The organism is Lacipirellula parvula (assembly GCF_009177095.1).
GTDB lineage: Bacteria > Planctomycetota > Planctomycetia > Pirellulales > Lacipirellulaceae > Lacipirellula > Lacipirellula parvula.
Genome location: NZ_AP021861.1, coordinates 1,667,095 through 1,682,669, shown reverse-complemented (window position 1 = coordinate 1,682,669; position 15,575 = coordinate 1,667,095). Strand labels below are relative to the sequence as shown.

Below are 15,575 nucleotides of genomic sequence, written 5' to 3'. Positions count from 1 at the left end.
CGCATCTGTGATTAAAGCTCCCCTGAGTCCTCTCTATGAAGCTCCGCATTGTTCATATTCTTCTGGTCGCTGCACTGACGAACTTGCCAGCCATCGCGGCTGATCGAATCGTTGCTCAAACAGGCGACTCAGCCCCCGGGACCACGGGCCAATTCTCCACGTTCTTCATCACCGCCGACGGGCCGTCGCCCCCAGTTCTCAACAACGCCGGCCGAGTCGCCTTCTCCGCCACGCTGACGAACAACTTCGGCGGCGTGACCGCGCCGAATGACACTGGCGTCTGGTCGGATGGCGGCGGCGCGCTCGCCCTCGTCGCGCGTGAAGGATCGGCCGCGCCCGGCGGTCCCGCTGGCGCGCTCTTCCGCCGCGCCGCCAATCCGGTGATCAATTCCTCAGGCGCCGTCGCCTTCGGCGGCCTCCTACGCGAGAACGTGGCAGGAGTCACCCTGGATAGCAACAGCGGCATCTGGTCGAACGCAGGCGGCCCCCTCCAGATGATTGCTCGCGAGGGAACGCAAGCCGTCGACACGCCGGCAGGCGTCGATTTCGCGACGCTCATCGATCTCACCTTGAACAACGCCGGGCAAACCGCGTTTCGCGGCACGGTTCGCGGCGCCGGCGTGGATGCGACCAACGAACCTGGCATCTGGGCACAGAACGAGAGCTTGCTGCACCTCGTCGCGCGCGGCGGCCAGCATGCAGCCGGGACGCCAGCGGGCACGAGCTTTAAGTCGTTCTTCAATAGCCACCCATCGATGAACCAGAACGGAGCAATCGCGTTCCGCGCCTCGATTCAAGGAACAGGCGTCGGCTCCGGCAACGACGTTGGCATCTGGGCGCGGCGGAACAACGCCCTTTCACTGGTAGCCCGCGAAGGGAGTCAAGCGGCCGGGCTCGAAGCGGGAAGATTGCATCGGTACTTCGCAACAGATCCCGTGCTGAATGCTTCAGGCACGATGGCGTACGTCTCGCAGACGTGGAAGACAAACGCGTACGACTATCCTGTCATCTACGTCGAAAATGACGGCGTCGCGACGCCAGTGGTTCGAAGCGGCGATGTTGCGCCGGGGTCAACGTGGAATACAAGCTTCTTTGACTTTTCTTCACTACTGCTTAATAACCGAGGCGATATTGCTTTCCAAAGCCTACTCAGCAGTGGCATGGAAAGCATTTGGGTCCGCAAGCAGGGAAGCTTGCAGAGATTGGCTCTCCAAGGAACGCTGGCTCCCGGCGCAGACGGTGCGTCGTTCCTCAGTTTCAGCGACTTGGCCTTCAACAACGCCGGCCAGGTCGCATTTGTGGCCACGCTGAGTGGATCAGGCATTTATGAATGGAATGATGCCGGAATCTGGGCGTCGACTCCGGCCGGGGAACTGCGCTTGGTTGCCGTGGAAGAACAGTCTTGGGACAGTTTTGATCTCTTTAGCTCACTCGATGGGCTTTTTTTCGAGGGCGGATCGGGCAATGGCGATGGCCAGCGCAGCGGATTCAATGATCGAGGCGAGCTCGCCTATCTCGCCACTTATTCTAGCGGCGGCAACCGGCTCATCGTTTCTGACAAGGTCGCTCTCTCGCCTGTCGATTTCGACGGCAACGGCGCAGTCGACGGCGGCGACTTCCTCGCATGGCAGCGCGGCTACGGCAAAACCACCGGCGCCTTGCCCGCGCATGGCGACGCCAATGGCGACGGCGACGTTGACGCAGCCGACCTCGCGGCGTGGCGAAATGCGTTCGGCAGCGCGAACGCTGCGAACGTAATGAACGCCGTTCCCGAACCCGCGACCGGAGCGCTCGTGGGCCTCGGCGCCATCGGCCTTTTGGTCGGCGCAGCCCAACGTAGGAACGGGGTTCTCCCGAACTGATAAAAGCCACCGGCTCTGCCGATGGACGTAGCGCAAGCACGGCGAACGAGCACTTCATCCACCGGCGAAGCCGGTGGCTCTCATGCACGCTCAGTCCTGAACCGGACTAGCCCCGACGTTTCGTCGTCTCGCTCTTCATAAACGCCAGCGCATCGCTCGCGAGTTGGTCTTCGCTCTCGTACATCCGCCGCCAAATCTTCGTGGCGGCGGCGACTTCCGGCATCGCCAAACCGAACGCTTCGACGACCATCCAGCCGTCGTACCCCGTCTTCGCCAACGCGTCGAAGTTCTCCGCCCAGCGGACGTTCCCTTTGCCGGGCGTGCTGCGGTCGTTTTCCGAGATGTGCACATGGCCCAGGTGTGGCGCCGCCGTGGCGATCGCGGCGGGGATGTTCTTTTCTTCGATGTTCGAGTGGAACGTGTCGTACATCAGCTTGCAGCGGGGATGAGCCACGTCTTGCACGAAGCGGGCCGCGTCCTGCATGCAGTTCATCATGTAGCACTCGAAGCGGTTGACGGCCTCGACCGTGAGCGTCACGCCCGTCTTGGCGGCGTGCTCGGCGACCTCGCGCATCGTTTCGACGCCCCACTTCCACTCATCCTTCGTCGGGCCGGCGCCACTGAAGCTGCCGAGCGCCGAGTGGAACGGGCCGCACATGGTGACGGCGCCGAGCGCTTCGCAACAATCAACCGCGAGCTTATTGCCCGCCACGCCCTTCGCGCGAATCGCGGCGTCGGGGCTCACCGGATTGTCGGCGTCGGTTCGCACGGTGACCGCGGTACGCTCAAGGCCGGCGTCGTCGAGCCGCTTGCCCCACTTGCCGTAAAACTCCTCATTGAGTTCGAACATGGGGACTTCGACGCCGTCGTAGCCCATCTTCTTCAGCCGATCGAGCACCGGCAGAATCGAATCGTCGAGGTGGGCGGTCCACAGCAGCAGGTTCATGCCGAACTTCATCGGGCGTCTCCACGCGGCAAAAGAGAGGAAGAGTCAGACCAAGCGAACGTGGCCGAAGCCGCCTGCTCGCGACACTTAACTTAGACGCGCGAGCGCAGAATTTCCACCGGCAGAACCGGCGGACGAACCCTTGGAATCAGCCACGCGATTGCGAGAATGCCCTAGCGAAAGCAGCGGTCGTTAAAGATTCCCGACGCGAGCGGCTTGACTAGCGCCGCACGCCGTCGACGTCGAGCAGCAACGAATTCGACATCGCGTTGCCGAATTGCTCGAAGCCATCGAACTGCCAGACGACCTTCTTCGTCTTGGGATCGATCTCGACGAGCGTCGGCTGTCCCGGGCCGGCGTGGCAGTTGCCGATGACGTACTGCCCGTTCGGCAATACCTCGAGCGTCGTCACCCAGGCGAGCGTGATGCCGGGCAGTTCGTTTTGCTCCAGCTTCCAGACGACTTCTTTCGCCGGCGTCACTTCGATGACGCTGTGGCCGTTGCCGGTCGAGATGAGCGTGTTACCGTTCGCCAACCGCACGGCAGCAAAGCACTTGTTGCCGAACGCCTCCGGCCCATGCCCGTCCGCCGCCGGCTTATCGAACATGGGAACCTCGTATTCCCAAACGATCTTCCCGTCCCCGTCGTACTCGCGCACCATGCCGTCGCCTTCGTGGCAAACGAGGTAGTGGCCGTCGTCGAGTTTCCGCACGAGCCGCGTGTCGGTGTGCGGGTGCGGATGCTCGACCTTGAGCGGAATGGTCTTCTCAATCTTCCCCTCGCGATCGATCTCGATGATCCGCGCGGGGCCTGATTCGGCGATCATCAGCTTGCCGTCAGGCAGCGGCTGAAATGAGTGAACCTCGACCGGCTTGCCATCATTACCGCCCTGCTTGGCTGAATCGTACGACCAGACGATGTGACCATTCGCCGGATCGATCTCGACGACCTCCGCCCCGCCCCGCTGGACCATGAAGTGGCCGTTCGGCAGTCGGTGGATGTCGTGAATCCCGCCCCACGGCTTCTCGCGTTCGATCGAGCCATCGGGGGCGACGATTGCGAGGCGGTCGTTACCCTGCGTGGCGAGGCGATGCCCCTCCGCCGAGCAGACTGATGCGTATAGCGAGCCGGACAACAGAGCTAGTAGGGAAAAGTATCGCACCACGCACTCCGCGAAAAGAATTTGGTTCGGGCTGCGAGAGGCTCGCACGCCTCCGGATGAATTCGATCAATTAGGTCGCGACGACCTACTCGTCATCGTCTTCGGCGCCACCGATGCGGTCCTTCCCGACCCACTTCCGCAGGACTTCGGGAATGAGGATTGAGCCGTCGGGCTGTTGGCAGTTCTCCATGATCGCAATCAGTGCTCGGCTGATCGCCACCGCGGTACCGTTGAGCGTGTGGACAAAGTTCGTCCCCTTTTCACCCTTCGTCTTGTAGCGGATGTTGAGCCGCCGCGATTGGTAGTCAGTGCAGTTCGACGTGCTGGTGACTTCGCCATACTCGCCGCCGTCGCCGCGGCCTGGCATCCAGGCTTCGAGGTCGAACTTACGGTAGGCCGGCCCGCCGAGATCGCCCGAGGCGATGTCGAGGACGCGGTAGGGGATGCCGAGGCCGTCGAAGATTTCGCACTCGAGTTCGCAGAAGTAATTGTGCATGTCCTCGCTCTGCTCAGGGAGCGTGAACGCGAACATCTCGACCTTCGTGAACTGGTGGACGCGGTAGAGGCCGCGCGAGGCGCGCCCGGCGGCGCCCGCTTCGGTGCGGAAGCAGTGGCTGATTCCGCAAAGCTTGATCGGCAGGTCGTCGGCGTCGATCGTGATGCCGGCGTACAACCCGCCGAGTGTGATCTCCGAAGTCGCGACCAGGTTCAGGTCGAAATTCTCGACCGTGTAGATTTGCGTTTCCGGCCCGCGCGGAATGTAACCGACGCCGGCCAAAATCTCGCCGCGAGCGAGGTCGGGGGTGATCGTCGGCGTAAACCCTTCCTTCACGAGCAGTTCGACGGCGTACTGCTGCAGCGCCATTTCAAGCAGCGCCGCTTCGTTCCGCAGGAAGTAAAACCCGTGGCCGGCGATGCGGGCGGCGCCTTCGAAATCAATCAGGTCGTGCTGCTCGGCGAGTTGGACGTGGTCCTGCACCGGGAACCGCATGGGCGTCACCTGCGTGGCGCCTTTCCGCAGCTCGCGACTCGCATCCTCGCCGCCGCGGGGCGACTCGGGGTGCGTCATGTTCGGCAGGCTGCGGTAGATCGCCCCCGCCTCGGCGTCGATCCGGTCGAAGTCGGCCTGCTTCGCTTCCTTCGATTCCCGCAGCTGGCGGCCTTCTTCCTTACGGGCTTCGCGCTCCGCATCATCCTTCGCTTGGCCGATCGACTTGCTGACGACGTTAGCCTGCCGCGACAGCTCTTCGATTTCCTGCTGCAGCGAGCGGCATTCGGTTTCGAGCTTTACGAACCGCGCCACGTCGGCCTTCATGCCGCGGGCGTCGCAGTTCTGCTGAACAGATTCGGCATTCTCGAGAATAAAGCGCTTATCAAGCATGGGGGGCGATGCTTTCTGTGCGTGTCGATTTGCGAGGAAACGGGAAACCGCAGCTTATTTCTTAATCGCCGCCAACTCCTGCCACAGCGCCGCGCTCGCACGCGTGCCGCGGTGGAAGTCGTCGAGCGAGAACTTTTCGTTTGGGCTATGGGGATTGTCGTCGTTCTGTCCCCAGCCCAGCAGCAGGACGTCGGCGTTGAGTAGCGATGCGAATGTATTGACGATCGGGATGGAACCACCTTCGCGGATGAAGACGGGCCGGCGACCGAAGCCCTTCTCCACGGCGACGGCCGCCGCTTGCAGGTAGGGGCTATCGAGCGGGAACACCACCCCGGGGGCGCCATGATGCTCGACCAGCTTCATCTTGATCCCCGGCGGCAGCAATTCTTCGAGCCGCTTCTTTAAGCCCGCGGCCACCTTGTGGGGATCTTGGTTCGGCACTAGCCGGCAGCTCAGCTTGGCGGTCGCCTTGGCCGGCAGCACCGTCTTGGCGCCGGCGCCTTGGTAACCGCTGGTGAGGCCGTTGATGTCGAGCGTCGGGCGGGCCCAGCGGCGTTCGATCGTGCTGAACCCCTTTTCGCCGGCGAGGTGCTCGACGCCTAGCTGCGACTTGAACGCCGCTTCATCAAACGGCAGCGCCGCGAATTCCTGGCGTTCGCGTTCCGTGAGATCGGCCACGTCGTCGTAGAACCCGGGGATCGTCACCCGCCCGTCGGCGTCCACCAGGGCGCCGAGCATCTTCGCGAGGGCGTTGGCCGGATTGGCGACGCCGCCGCCAAAGACGCCCGAGTGGAGGTCTTGCTTCGGGCCGATCAGCTTCAACTCGAAGTAAGCGATGCCGCGCAGGCCATAGGTGATCGCCGGTACGCCGGGAGCGAACTGGCTCGTATCGCTGACGACGACGCAATCGCAGGCCAGTCGCTCGACGTTCTCTTTGAGGAAATCGCCGAGGTGCTCGCTGCCGACTTCCTCTTCGCCCTCGATCAGCAGTTTCACCTGCAGCGGCAACTTGCCGGCGGTGGCGAGCCACGCCTCGATGCTCTTCACATGGGTCAGCATTTGCCCCTTATCGTCGGTCGCCCCGCGGGCGAAAACCTTGCCGTCGCGGACATCGGGCTCGAACGGCGGCGTCTGCCATTCGTCGAGCGGGTCCGGCGGCTGGACGTCGTAGTGGCCGTACACCAACGCCACTGGGGCGCCCGGCACGGGGGGCGATTCGGCGTAAACGATCGGGTGGCCGTTCGTTTCGATCAGGTGGACGGTAAGCCCCAGCTTCACCAAGTGGTCGCGGAGCCAATCGGCCGCTCGGCGGACATCCCCCTTGAAGGCCGGATCCGCACTAACGCTCGGGATCCGTAGCAGGGCCATCAGGTCGCCCTCGAACTTCGGGCGGTGGGCGTCGATATGCTCAAGCGTCTGGTCTAGCACGGCAGTTCAAGCGAGGGGTGGCAGCGATTGTCCGGGCCGTTTGGCCGCCGGGAACGCAACCAATATAATGGCCCCACTCCCCCTGCACTACGCCCATCCGCGGCCCGGCAACGCCCCTCTGCGGCGGCGCCGAGCCCGAATCGCTCCAACGAAACGACGCGACCATGTCGATGTTCTCCGATCCTGACGACGAAACGGTCGTGGTCGTGGCGCCGAAGAAGCAAACCACCCCCGACCGCGAACACCGCCGCCAGCCCCGCTACAACGTCCTCCTGTGGGACAGCGACGGCCACACGTTCGACTACGTCGAGAAGATGCTCCGCGAACTGTTCGGCCACGAAAAGCAGCAGTGCGAGGAGATCGCCAAGTCGGTCGACGCCGACGGCAAAGCGGTCGTGCTGACGACCACGATGGAACACGCCGAACTGAAGCGGGATCAGATTCACGCCTACGGCAAAGACAATATGGAAGGCAGCAAGGGTTCGATGTGGAGCACCATCGAGCCGGTGGAATAGCGATGAAACTTAAGACAGTGACGCTGGGCTGCAAAGTCAACCAATACGAAACCGAGTTCGTCCGCGAGGGGCTGCTCGGCATCGGCTACGAAGATGCGCTCGACGAGCAGTCGGCCGACCTCTGCATCGTCAACACCTGCACGGTCACCAATGAAGGCGACTCGAAAAGCCGCCAAGTGATCCGCCGGCTGGCACGCGACAATCCTGACTCGAAGATCGTGGTGATGGGGTGCTACGCCACCCGCGCTCCGGAAGAGGTCGCGGCGCTACCCAATGTCTCGGAAGTCGTCACCGACAAGCGGGAACTCCCCGACTTGCTCGGCCGCTTCGGCGTCATCGACGTTCCCACTGGCATCAGCGGGTTCGCCCGCCGTCATCGGGCCTACGTGAAGGTGCAAGATGGCTGCATGCTCCGCTGCAGCTTTTGCATCATTCCTTACGTGCGGCCGAATCTTGCCAGCCGCCCCGCCGCCCACATCGCCGACGAAGTCCGCCGGCTCGTCGACGCCGGCCATCGCGAGGTCGTCCTCACCGGCATCCATCTCGGCCACTACGGCGTTGATTGGAACCGGACGCTGCCGAAAGCGGAATGGACACGGCTTTCGCACCTCGTGCGTTCGCTAGCGGAAGTCCCCGGCGACTTCCGCGTTCGCATGTCGAGCATCGAAGCGACCGAGGTCACGCGCGAGCTGATCGACGTAATGGCCGAGTATCCCGACAAGGTCACGCCGCATCTGCACATCTCGATGCAATCGGGCAGCGACGGCGTCCTCCGCCGGATGCGCCGCCGCTGGGGCGCTAAGCGGTTCGTCGACCGCTGCGGTCTGCTGAAAGAACGCCTCGATCGCCCGGCAATCACCACCGACATCATCGTCGGCTTCCCAGGCGAAACCGACGCCGAGTTTGCCGAAACGGTCGACGTCTGCCACCAAGTCGGCTTCTCGAAGATCCATATGTTCCCGTTCAGCCCCCGCCGCGGCACGCCGGCGGCCGAGATGGGCGAGCAGATTTCGAAGCAAACCAAACACGACCGCGGCGTCGAACTCGCTCGCGTCGAGGCGGAACTCCGCGACAAATACTTCGCATCGCTAGAAGGCATGCCCCTCCGCGTCCTAGTAGAATCCCCCCTCACGGAAGAGAATCCCAACCAACAGCGAGCCGAGGGGTTCATCCCCTCGGTCCCCCAGCACATCGGCACCTCCTGCCGCTACGCCCCCGTCGCCATCCCCGCCGACCGCGCCCCCATCGGAGAGTTTGTCGATGTCATCGCCGGACCCGCCGCCGCTGGACGCATCAACTCCGCTTGCGGGGTCCTCCAGCAGTGAGGCCCGCCCAGAGGACGATGGTTTCCCAAAGAGAGCCACGCGTTTTGCTTACATCTACGCGGGCATTCTCACGCCGCTTGTCTGCTTCGCAGCCTCTTCCGTCCACGGCAAGCCGCTGAGCGACGCTTGGCAGTCCGGAGGCTTCGACGTCTACGCGAGCATCATGCTCACCGCGCGAGCTGGGTGGCCTTTCTACCCGCTTCTTCTCTACTGCATGGGCACGATCGGCTACTATGCCTTCCGCCCCGCACAAGCCGCGGAACGCTTCTGGGTGCGGATCGGTCTATACGGCGGAAGCCTCTTGGCTTGGCAGGTATGTGTTCCTGGTCTACTTCGCCGAGGCGCTGAATGAGCCGCTCCAGAACGCGCCACTAATCCTGGTCGCTTTGCTGGCAATCATTCCCATCGCCGTGGGGCTGGGAATTGTGCTCGCACTATTCGGCGGACTGTTCCTGGAAATCGCGAAAGCGTTTGGCTGGCTGAAAATCGTCACGGCCTCCGCGCTCCTTGGATTGCTGCTCGCAGCGCTCATCGCCTTCGGCGACTCCGAATCGGGCGCCATGCTCGCTTTCGTGATCCTATTTGTCGCCGCGCCCGGCCCCATTTTCGCCGCTCTCGCCTATTCGTTCGCCGCCTATCAGGTCGCCTTGCCGAACGGCCGCTATCGGTTTCGCATCAGCCATTTGCTCGCCGGCACCGGCTGGGCGGCTGGGCATCTCGCCGCTTGGCGGAAGTCGATGGACCTGGCGATCGAAGCCTACAGCAAGCTCCCGACCGATCCGCCTCAATGCTACGTCTGCACCGCGGCAGCGCAAGGACATTGCCGTTTCGTGCGAAGCCACCGCGTCGTCGCGTTCGACGGCCGCTCGATGCCGGTGAACGAGCAACTCCAAACGCTCAAAGCCGCGGAGCTCGCCATCGCAATCGCAGCGCCGCGATTGCATCGTCGGCTGCGCCGACTCTACAATCGCATCGGCCCGCCGCTGGCCCGGCGGCTCAAGAATCCATGGCTAGCCGACGCGGCCTATCTATCGTTGAAGCCCGCCGAGTGGTTGGCGCGATTCGTGCTTCGCAGAGCGCTCCGCATCGGTGCGGAGCAAGTCCGCCGACTCTACAAGTCGCCACGCCGCTAGAACTCTATAAAAATGAAACCCTGAGGTCCCCTCCCCTTGAGGGGAGGGTTAGGGAGGGGTGACGGCGGCGGGTACCAGGGTTCCTCCCCCCTCCCCAGCCCTCCCCTCCAGGGGGAAGGAGCCGAAACATTTTTTTCGCCTCACGGCGTAATCGCTCGCGCTGAGCGTTCGCACAACTCGCGGGCTTCCTCCATCGTGGGCGCCTCCGCGATCGCGCGGACGATCGGTTCGGTATTGCTCGGCCGCACGAGCAGCCAGGCCCCGTTCGGCCAGTCGAGGCGCAAGCCGTCGAGGCGGTCGGCGGTCGCGTTTGGAAAGACCGTCGCCAGTTTTTCGAGAGCGGCCGGAATCGCGGCGCTCGGTACGGCGATCGTCGACTTGTGAATCGCGTAGGCTGGCAGTTCGTCGGCGAGCGCACTCACCGGCAGATCGCGGGCCGCCATCGCGTCGAGCACGAGCGCCATGCCGACGAAGCTGTCGCGAACCAGCCCGACGCGGGGATCGATGATGCCGCCGTTCCCCTCGGCGCCGAGCAGGGCGCCGACCTCCAGCATCTTGTCGACGACGTTCGCTTCCCCCACCTTCGAGCGGAAGAACGGCACGCCATACTTCGCCGCAAGGTCTTCGCTCATCCGGCTGGTGGAGCAGTTCGTCACGATTGGCCCGCGCAAGCCGCTGCGTAGTACATGATCGACACACAGGGCCGGCGTTTTTTCTTCGCCGATGTAGCGGCCGAGCTCGTCGATAATCGCCAGCCGGTCGGCGTCGGGGTCTTGGCAGAAGCCGATCGCCGCTTGCCGCTCGACGACGTCCTTTAGCACGCCGGCGAGGTTCGCTTCGGTCGGTTCCGGCGTGTGGGCGAACGCGCCGTCGGGCGTGGGGCCGAGGATGATCGTTTCGCAGCCGAGATGTTCGAGCAGCACCTTGCCGAGGACGCTTCCCGAGCCGTGGTTGGCGTCGAGCAGCACGCGGAAGCGTTTGCTGTGGATGCGGGGGACATTGCAGATTTGTTCGATGAGGCGGAGGTGGGCGGTGATTGGGTCGGCGAGGGGGGAGACGGCGGCGGTAGTCGCTCCGGCCGGTCGTTGAGCGGCGGCTACAGTGGCTCGGTAGCGGTCTAAGACGCGCTGGCCGGCGGCGGCGGGGATGACGCGGCCGGCGCTGCTGAAGAGTTTGATGCCGTTGTACTGGGGCGGGTTGTGGCTCGCGGAAATCTGCACGCCGCCGGCCGCACGCAGGTCGCGCACCAGCACGCCGACGGTCGGCGTCGCGGCGACGCCGGCGTCGATCACCTCGCGACCTTCGCCGAGCGAGGCGAGCGTTTCGCCAATCACCCGCGCGAACCGCGCCCCCGACGCCCGGCCATCGCGGCCGATGACAACCGGCCCAGCCGGCAACTCTGCGGCGAACGCGGCCGCATAGCGCCGAGCCACGTCATCGGTCAGCGTCTCGTCGACGATCCCACGCAATCCCGAAACGCTAATGATCAACTCAGCCGACATACAAGCTCCCGTAGGTTGGGATTTCCGCCCGACGATATTCTTCTAGCCCCGGGCTCCGACCGGGGGTCGCGCACCACGTCGTGGAACGTTACCCTTGCTTCACGCCGACCCCCTGGCGGAGCCAGGGGCTAAAAGTACGCGGCCCACGTTATAATAGATCGATGCCCAACGAGAAACCGACCTCCCGACGCGACTTCCTCCGCGGCAACAGCCTCGGCCGCTCGCTCCTCAACGCTGCGCGGGGCTTCGCCGACAAGGCGGTCGACTCGCTCGATCAAAAGAAATTGGCGCAAGCGGGCGGCCCCGCGGCGCCCGGCAATCCGACGCAAGTCCGCCACCGCTCGTCCTCCGACAACGCCCGCATCCAGACGAGCCGTCACGCGATGGCGTGCGAGTTTGCCATCGAGTACCACGCCGCCGATGGCGCCGACGCCGCAGCCGCCGCTCTCGAAGGGCTCGACCTCGTCGAACGGCTCGAAGACCAACTCTCGGTTTACCGCGACCACACTGAGGTCGCCGAGATCAATCGCATGGCCGCCGATCGCGCGGTCGAGGTCGAACAGCGGCTCTTCGCGCTGCTTGAGCTTTGCGAGTGGATCCACGCCAGCACGCACGGGGCGTTCGACATCACGACCGGCCCGCTCTCGAAAATCTGGGGCTTCCACAAACGCGAAGGCCGCTTGCCGGAGCAAGATGAAATCGACGCCGCGATGCTGGCCGTCGGCTTCGACAACTTGCAATTCGACAATATCAACCACTCGATTCTCTTCCGCCGCCCAGGCGTCGAAATTAACTTCAACTCGATCGGCAAAGGGTACGCGCTCGATCGCGTCGCGGAGTTGATGTCGGAGCGGGGCCTCGACGACTACCTTACGCACGGCGGCCGTAGCAGCGTCCTCGCCCGCGGCCGCGATCGCAGCGGCGATACGGCGGGTTGGACCGTCGCCGTTCCCCACCCGCACGAGCGCGAACAATCGCTCGGCGAAATCGTGCTGCGGAACGAAGCCCTCGGCACCTCGGGCGCCGGCACGCAGTTTTTTGAACTCGAAGGCCGCCGCTTCGGCCACCTCATCGACCCTCGCACCGGCTGGCCAGCCAACGGCGTCTACACGGCCACCGCGCTCGCCGCCACGGCCGCTGAGGCCGACGCCCTAGCGACCGCGTTCTACATCCTCGGCCCCGCCGGCGCGTCGGAGTATTGCGCCTCGCATCCCGAGGTTGGCGCCGTGCTCGTCTGCCCGCGCGACGACGATCCCGCGAGCTTGGAATTCGACGTGCACACGTTCAACCTCCACCACGGCCGCTGGCTGCCTGCTGGCACGGCGTAGCTGCGCGTTCGAAGACTGGACAGGATGACAGGATGGTGCGGATCGACAGGATCAAAGACAGGCCAGCGCTACCAGCCACAAAGCGATTTCTTGTCTTTCGCAACTGACGACTGACAACGGACCACCGCCAATCCAGTCAATCTGCGAAATCCAGTTATCCTGTCCAGTCTTTCAATCCGCCCCGCAACCAATCTACGCTTCAGAATCGCCCCTCAAGCGACCGACGAGAGTAATATCCCGCGCCGTTGCTGCGCCGTGCGGGTATACTACCTCACCGTCTTCAGCCGCCATGCCGTCGAAACTCCGCGAGGCACAGTGCTTGCGACGCTCCTCCATCCCGGCAGCTACCTGGGCATCTTCCTATTGATGGTGCTCACCGGGTGCGGAATGCCCGTCCCGGAAGAGGTGTTTATTGTTGGGGCCGGCGTGCTGAGCGCTCAGGGCGAACTACGGCCTGAATTCGCGTTCGCCGCCACGCTGCTCGGCGCCCTCGTCGGCGACGCAGTGATGTACGGCATCGGCTATCGATTTGGCAGCCTGCTCCATCGCTATCCGAAGCTGTCGAAACTCTTTGGCGCCGACCGCGAAGCCACCTTCGAACGCGCGGTCGAGCGGCACGGCTTCAAAGTGCTGTTGATGGCCCGCTTCATGGTCGGCGTTCGCGGACCGGTCTATCTCGCCGCCGGCGCCGTGCGGATGCCGTTTTTCAAGTTCCTGCTGTGGGACCTTGTCTGCGCGACGCTGGTCGTCGGGCTGTTCTTCGGGCTCGCGTTTTTCTTCGGCGAAGAGATCGTCGACTTCATCACCGACGCCGAACTTGGCTTCACGCTCGTGGTGCTGACAGTGGCCGCGGTCGTTGCCTTCGTAGCATTGCGTCGACATCGCCGGCGGTTGCTGGAGAAGGTGATCGTCTCCGCCGGCGAAGCGCCCACGGCGGCGGAAGTGGCGATCGAAGAGGCAGCGGGAACAGAGGAGCCGGGCGAGCAGAAGCGTGAAGCTTCGTAGAGCTATCCAGCCCCGAAGGGGCGAAATATTGTAGCCAGGGGCGTAAGCCCCTGGTGTTCGCCGGTGAAATGCTCGAAGCCCCGCGAGGGGCGGCAGAGTTCTTAGAATCGGGAATGGTGCCGCCCCTCCGGGGCTCCGGACGCATGATGCGATGCGGTCCGGGGGCTCACGCCCCCGGCTACATCATGTCGCCCCTATCGGGGCTGAATACCCGCACACTGGATCGCACACTCAATCCCACCACCATGCGATCTGCTCGGGCTGAGCGCCGCCACCGGCGGCGGCTTTTTGAATCGGTTTTTTGACTGATGCCAGTGCGGTGGCGCGGTCGCTTGTCGCGACGGATACTTGCAACGTCTTGCCGCCGTCGCCCCACACGCCACCGCTGACGCCGGCGATGATTTGCCGGCCGCCGATGATGCGGTGATTGATCACCGTCTCCACCGCCGCCGGCGCGGGCGAACTCGGCAACCGCAGCCGTTGCTCGTCAAGCAACAGCGTCGGCGTCCAACCAACCTTCTCCGTCAGCCCCTCGCGTTGGATGACCGCGAGCGCGAGCGCTAGTTCAAATACCCGCTCCAGTTCGCCATACACGGAGTACTTCGCGGACAACGCCGCGAATTCCTGCGTGAACGACTCAGCAAACTTCCGATTGAGATCGTCCGACTGCCCCGTATGCACCCGCTGTCCGCGAGCGGCCAGCATCTCGTTTTCGCTGAGCACGCACAGACACCGCTCCGGTAGCGCGAATGCATCATGCGCGTCGCTCGCCTCGACGGTCGACGCGGGCATCGAGAACCACCACCGTAGCACCGCCATCGGCGGCGGCGAACCATCGGCGCCATTTCGCACCGTGGCGAGATAGCTCTTCACCCCCGGCACGCCGTCGGCGAGGCCCATGCCGATCAGCTTCATGTGATAGTCGGCCGCCAGCAGCAGCGTCGCGATCCGCGAACCTTCGTCGATGTTATAGTATTCGACGTCTTGAATACCGAGCGTGCTGCGCAGCTCTTCAAGCCACTTCCGCCGACCGCTCGGCTCCAGCGGCTTCGCAGCGGAGGCGTCTAGGAACGCCTGCGTGTTCGCCAGCGCCTCTTGCCGCGGCACGATCGAACAGCCGAACGCCGCCGACTTTTCCGTCCGCTGCCGCCGCCAGAGCGTGAGCAAATCGTCGAGCCGCACAATCGGCCGACCGGTCTCGACCGAAACGAGCCCGCCCGTTGAAGCGCCAGCCCAATTGCCCGCCGGGCCTGCGAGGACCAGATCCCCCGTCTCCGGGTACACAAGCACAAAACTCACGCGCTGCAGGCCGGCCAGCGAGAGCATCGCCGGTTCGAGTGGTTGATGCCGCTCCTGCCGCTGGGCGATCGCCGCCTCGAGCTTCGAGAGCGAAACGTAACGCAGCGGGCTCGATTGCCGTGCAGCCTCAGCAGTCTCCGTGAAGTGACGCTCTGCGATCGCTTTCGCCTCGACGACCGCCTCAATTCCGAGCGTCTTCGCTGCGGGCTGGGAGCGCGGAACTCCATGCGCGCGAACCGCAGCGAGCGCCGCGCGTTCCCCTCCGGCACGAACTAACAGTGCTCCATCGGCGTCGGCGTACACGCCATTCGGAAACGGCTGGATCTCCCCCTGCCCCGTTCCATTCTCTTGCCAACTCTCAACGTCGACGGTGGAGGTGATGAGATCGATGAGCGAATCGAAGTCGGCCGATGCGGCCCCGCCGTTGGCGCCGTTGCCCGGAGCGAAGATATTGCCGGCGCCAACGAAACCGTTGACCGCCTGCCCTTGATTGCCGCCCGCCCGGTTGGCGCCTTGGTTCGCCCCGGGAAGATTCCCCCCCGGCAGCGGCGCCGCCTGCTGGGCCAGAGCGCCACGTTCGCCGCAGGCAGTCAGCCAAGCAGCCGCCAGCAGCGCACAGGTTCCCGCCGATCGCCAGATCGTTCGCATGATATGCCTCGCTCGTGACAGTTCTTCGAAGTGAAGTATCG

12 protein-coding genes are annotated in these 15,575 nt (G+C 64.2%); 6 read left to right on the top strand and 6 right to left on the bottom strand.

What is annotated here, in order from left to right; all coding sequences use genetic code 11:
- The first annotated feature begins 35 nt into the window (after nucleotides 1–35).
- Nucleotides 36–1,862 carry a DUF7453 family protein gene (locus PLANPX_RS06395; protein ID WP_152097929.1) on the top strand — a complete coding sequence of 609 codons (1,827 nt, stop codon included), beginning with the start codon at nucleotides 36–38 and terminating at the stop codon, nucleotides 1,860–1,862.
- A gap of 106 nt (nucleotides 1,863–1,968) precedes the next feature.
- Here PLANPX_RS06395 and PLANPX_RS06390 read toward each other — a convergent pair whose 3' ends face one another.
- From PLANPX_RS06390 to PLANPX_RS06375, 4 genes are all read right to left on the bottom strand, one after another.
- Nucleotides 1,969–2,820 (bottom strand): sugar phosphate isomerase/epimerase family protein, encoded by an 852-nt coding sequence (locus tag PLANPX_RS06390; RefSeq protein WP_152097928.1) that lies wholly within the window; start codon nucleotides 2,818–2,820, stop codon nucleotides 1,969–1,971.
- Nucleotides 2,821–3,028: 208 nt separating this feature from the next.
- Nucleotides 3,029–3,970 (bottom strand): PQQ-binding-like beta-propeller repeat protein, encoded by a 942-nt coding sequence (locus PLANPX_RS06385; RefSeq protein ID WP_232536312.1) that lies wholly within the window; start codon nucleotides 3,968–3,970, stop codon nucleotides 3,029–3,031.
- 85 nt (nucleotides 3,971–4,055) lie between these two features.
- Nucleotides 4,056–5,351 (bottom strand): serine--tRNA ligase, encoded by a 1,296-nt coding sequence (gene serS / locus PLANPX_RS06380; protein ID WP_152097926.1) that lies wholly within the window; start codon nucleotides 5,349–5,351, stop codon nucleotides 4,056–4,058.
- 54 nt (nucleotides 5,352–5,405) lie between these two features.
- On the bottom strand, nucleotides 5,406–6,779 hold the full coding sequence (locus tag PLANPX_RS06375; RefSeq protein ID WP_152097925.1) for a dipeptidase: 1,374 nt from the start codon (nucleotides 6,777–6,779) through the stop codon (nucleotides 5,406–5,408).
- A gap of 164 nt (nucleotides 6,780–6,943) precedes the next feature.
- On the opposite strand from PLANPX_RS06375, the gene PLANPX_RS06370 reads away from it, so the two are divergent.
- The 3 genes from PLANPX_RS06370 (at nucleotide 6,944) to PLANPX_RS06360 (ending at nucleotide 9,752) form a co-directional block, all read left to right on the top strand.
- On the top strand, nucleotides 6,944–7,294 hold the full coding sequence (locus PLANPX_RS06370; protein ID WP_232536311.1) for an ATP-dependent Clp protease adaptor ClpS: 351 nt from the start codon (nucleotides 6,944–6,946) through the stop codon (nucleotides 7,292–7,294).
- Between the two features lie 2 nt (nucleotides 7,295–7,296).
- Complete coding sequence (mtaB, locus tag PLANPX_RS06365) at nucleotides 7,297–8,619, top strand: tRNA (N(6)-L-threonylcarbamoyladenosine(37)-C(2))-methylthiotransferase MtaB (RefSeq protein WP_232536310.1); 1,323 nt, start codon at nucleotides 7,297–7,299, stop codon at nucleotides 8,617–8,619.
- A 233-nt stretch (nucleotides 8,620–8,852) separates the two neighbouring features.
- Complete coding sequence (locus PLANPX_RS06360; RefSeq protein ID WP_152097924.1) at nucleotides 8,853–9,752, top strand: DUF6688 family protein; 900 nt, start codon at nucleotides 8,853–8,855, stop codon at nucleotides 9,750–9,752.
- Nucleotides 9,753–9,892: 140 nt separating this feature from the next.
- Here PLANPX_RS06360 and PLANPX_RS06355 read toward each other — a convergent pair whose 3' ends face one another.
- On the bottom strand, nucleotides 9,893–11,254 hold the full coding sequence (locus PLANPX_RS06355) for a phosphoglucosamine mutase (protein ID WP_152097923.1): 1,362 nt from the start codon (nucleotides 11,252–11,254) through the stop codon (nucleotides 9,893–9,895).
- Between the two features lie 161 nt (nucleotides 11,255–11,415).
- Here PLANPX_RS06355 and PLANPX_RS06350 point away from each other — a divergent pair, with 161 nt between their 5' ends.
- Together PLANPX_RS06350 and PLANPX_RS06345 are read left to right on the top strand one after the other, a co-directional pair.
- On the top strand, nucleotides 11,416–12,582 hold the full coding sequence (locus tag PLANPX_RS06350; RefSeq protein WP_152097922.1) for an FAD:protein FMN transferase: 1,167 nt from the start codon (nucleotides 11,416–11,418) through the stop codon (nucleotides 12,580–12,582).
- Nucleotides 12,583–12,837: 255 nt separating this feature from the next.
- Nucleotides 12,838–13,587: a DedA family protein gene (locus PLANPX_RS06345; protein ID WP_152097921.1), complete on the top strand. Its 750-nt coding sequence runs from the start codon at nucleotides 12,838–12,840 to the stop codon at nucleotides 13,585–13,587.
- Between the two features lie 231 nt (nucleotides 13,588–13,818).
- Here PLANPX_RS06345 and PLANPX_RS06340 read toward each other — a convergent pair whose 3' ends face one another.
- Nucleotides 13,819–15,534, bottom strand: coding sequence for a DUF1598 domain-containing protein (locus tag PLANPX_RS06340; protein ID WP_152097920.1), 1,716 nt, complete (start codon nucleotides 15,532–15,534; stop codon nucleotides 13,819–13,821).
- Nucleotides 15,535–15,575: the final 41 nt, after the last annotated feature.

Excerpts from the sequence above, each read along its gene's own strand:
- PLANPX_RS06395 (WP_152097929.1), top strand. The coding sequence starts at position 36 with ATGAAGCTCCGCATTGTTCATATTCTTCTGGTCGCTGCACTGACGAAC.
- PLANPX_RS06390 (WP_152097928.1), bottom strand. The coding sequence starts at position 2,820 with ATGAAGTTCGGCATGAACCTGCTGCTGTGGACCGCCCACCTCGACGAT.
- serS (WP_152097926.1), bottom strand. The coding sequence starts at position 5,351 with ATGCTTGATAAGCGCTTTATTCTCGAGAATGCCGAATCTGTTCAGCAG.
- PLANPX_RS06370 (WP_232536311.1), top strand. The coding sequence starts at position 6,944 with ATGTCGATGTTCTCCGATCCTGACGACGAAACGGTCGTGGTCGTGGCG.
- mtaB (WP_232536310.1), top strand. The coding sequence starts at position 7,297 with ATGAAACTTAAGACAGTGACGCTGGGCTGCAAAGTCAACCAATACGAA.
- PLANPX_RS06360 (WP_152097924.1), top strand. The coding sequence starts at position 8,853 with ATGCCTTCCGCCCCGCACAAGCCGCGGAACGCTTCTGGGTGCGGATCG.
- PLANPX_RS06355 (WP_152097923.1), bottom strand. The coding sequence starts at position 11,254 with ATGTCGGCTGAGTTGATCATTAGCGTTTCGGGATTGCGTGGGATCGTC.
- PLANPX_RS06350 (WP_152097922.1), top strand. The coding sequence starts at position 11,416 with ATGCCCAACGAGAAACCGACCTCCCGACGCGACTTCCTCCGCGGCAAC.
- PLANPX_RS06340 (WP_152097920.1), bottom strand. The coding sequence starts at position 15,534 with ATGCGAACGATCTGGCGATCGGCGGGAACCTGTGCGCTGCTGGCGGCT.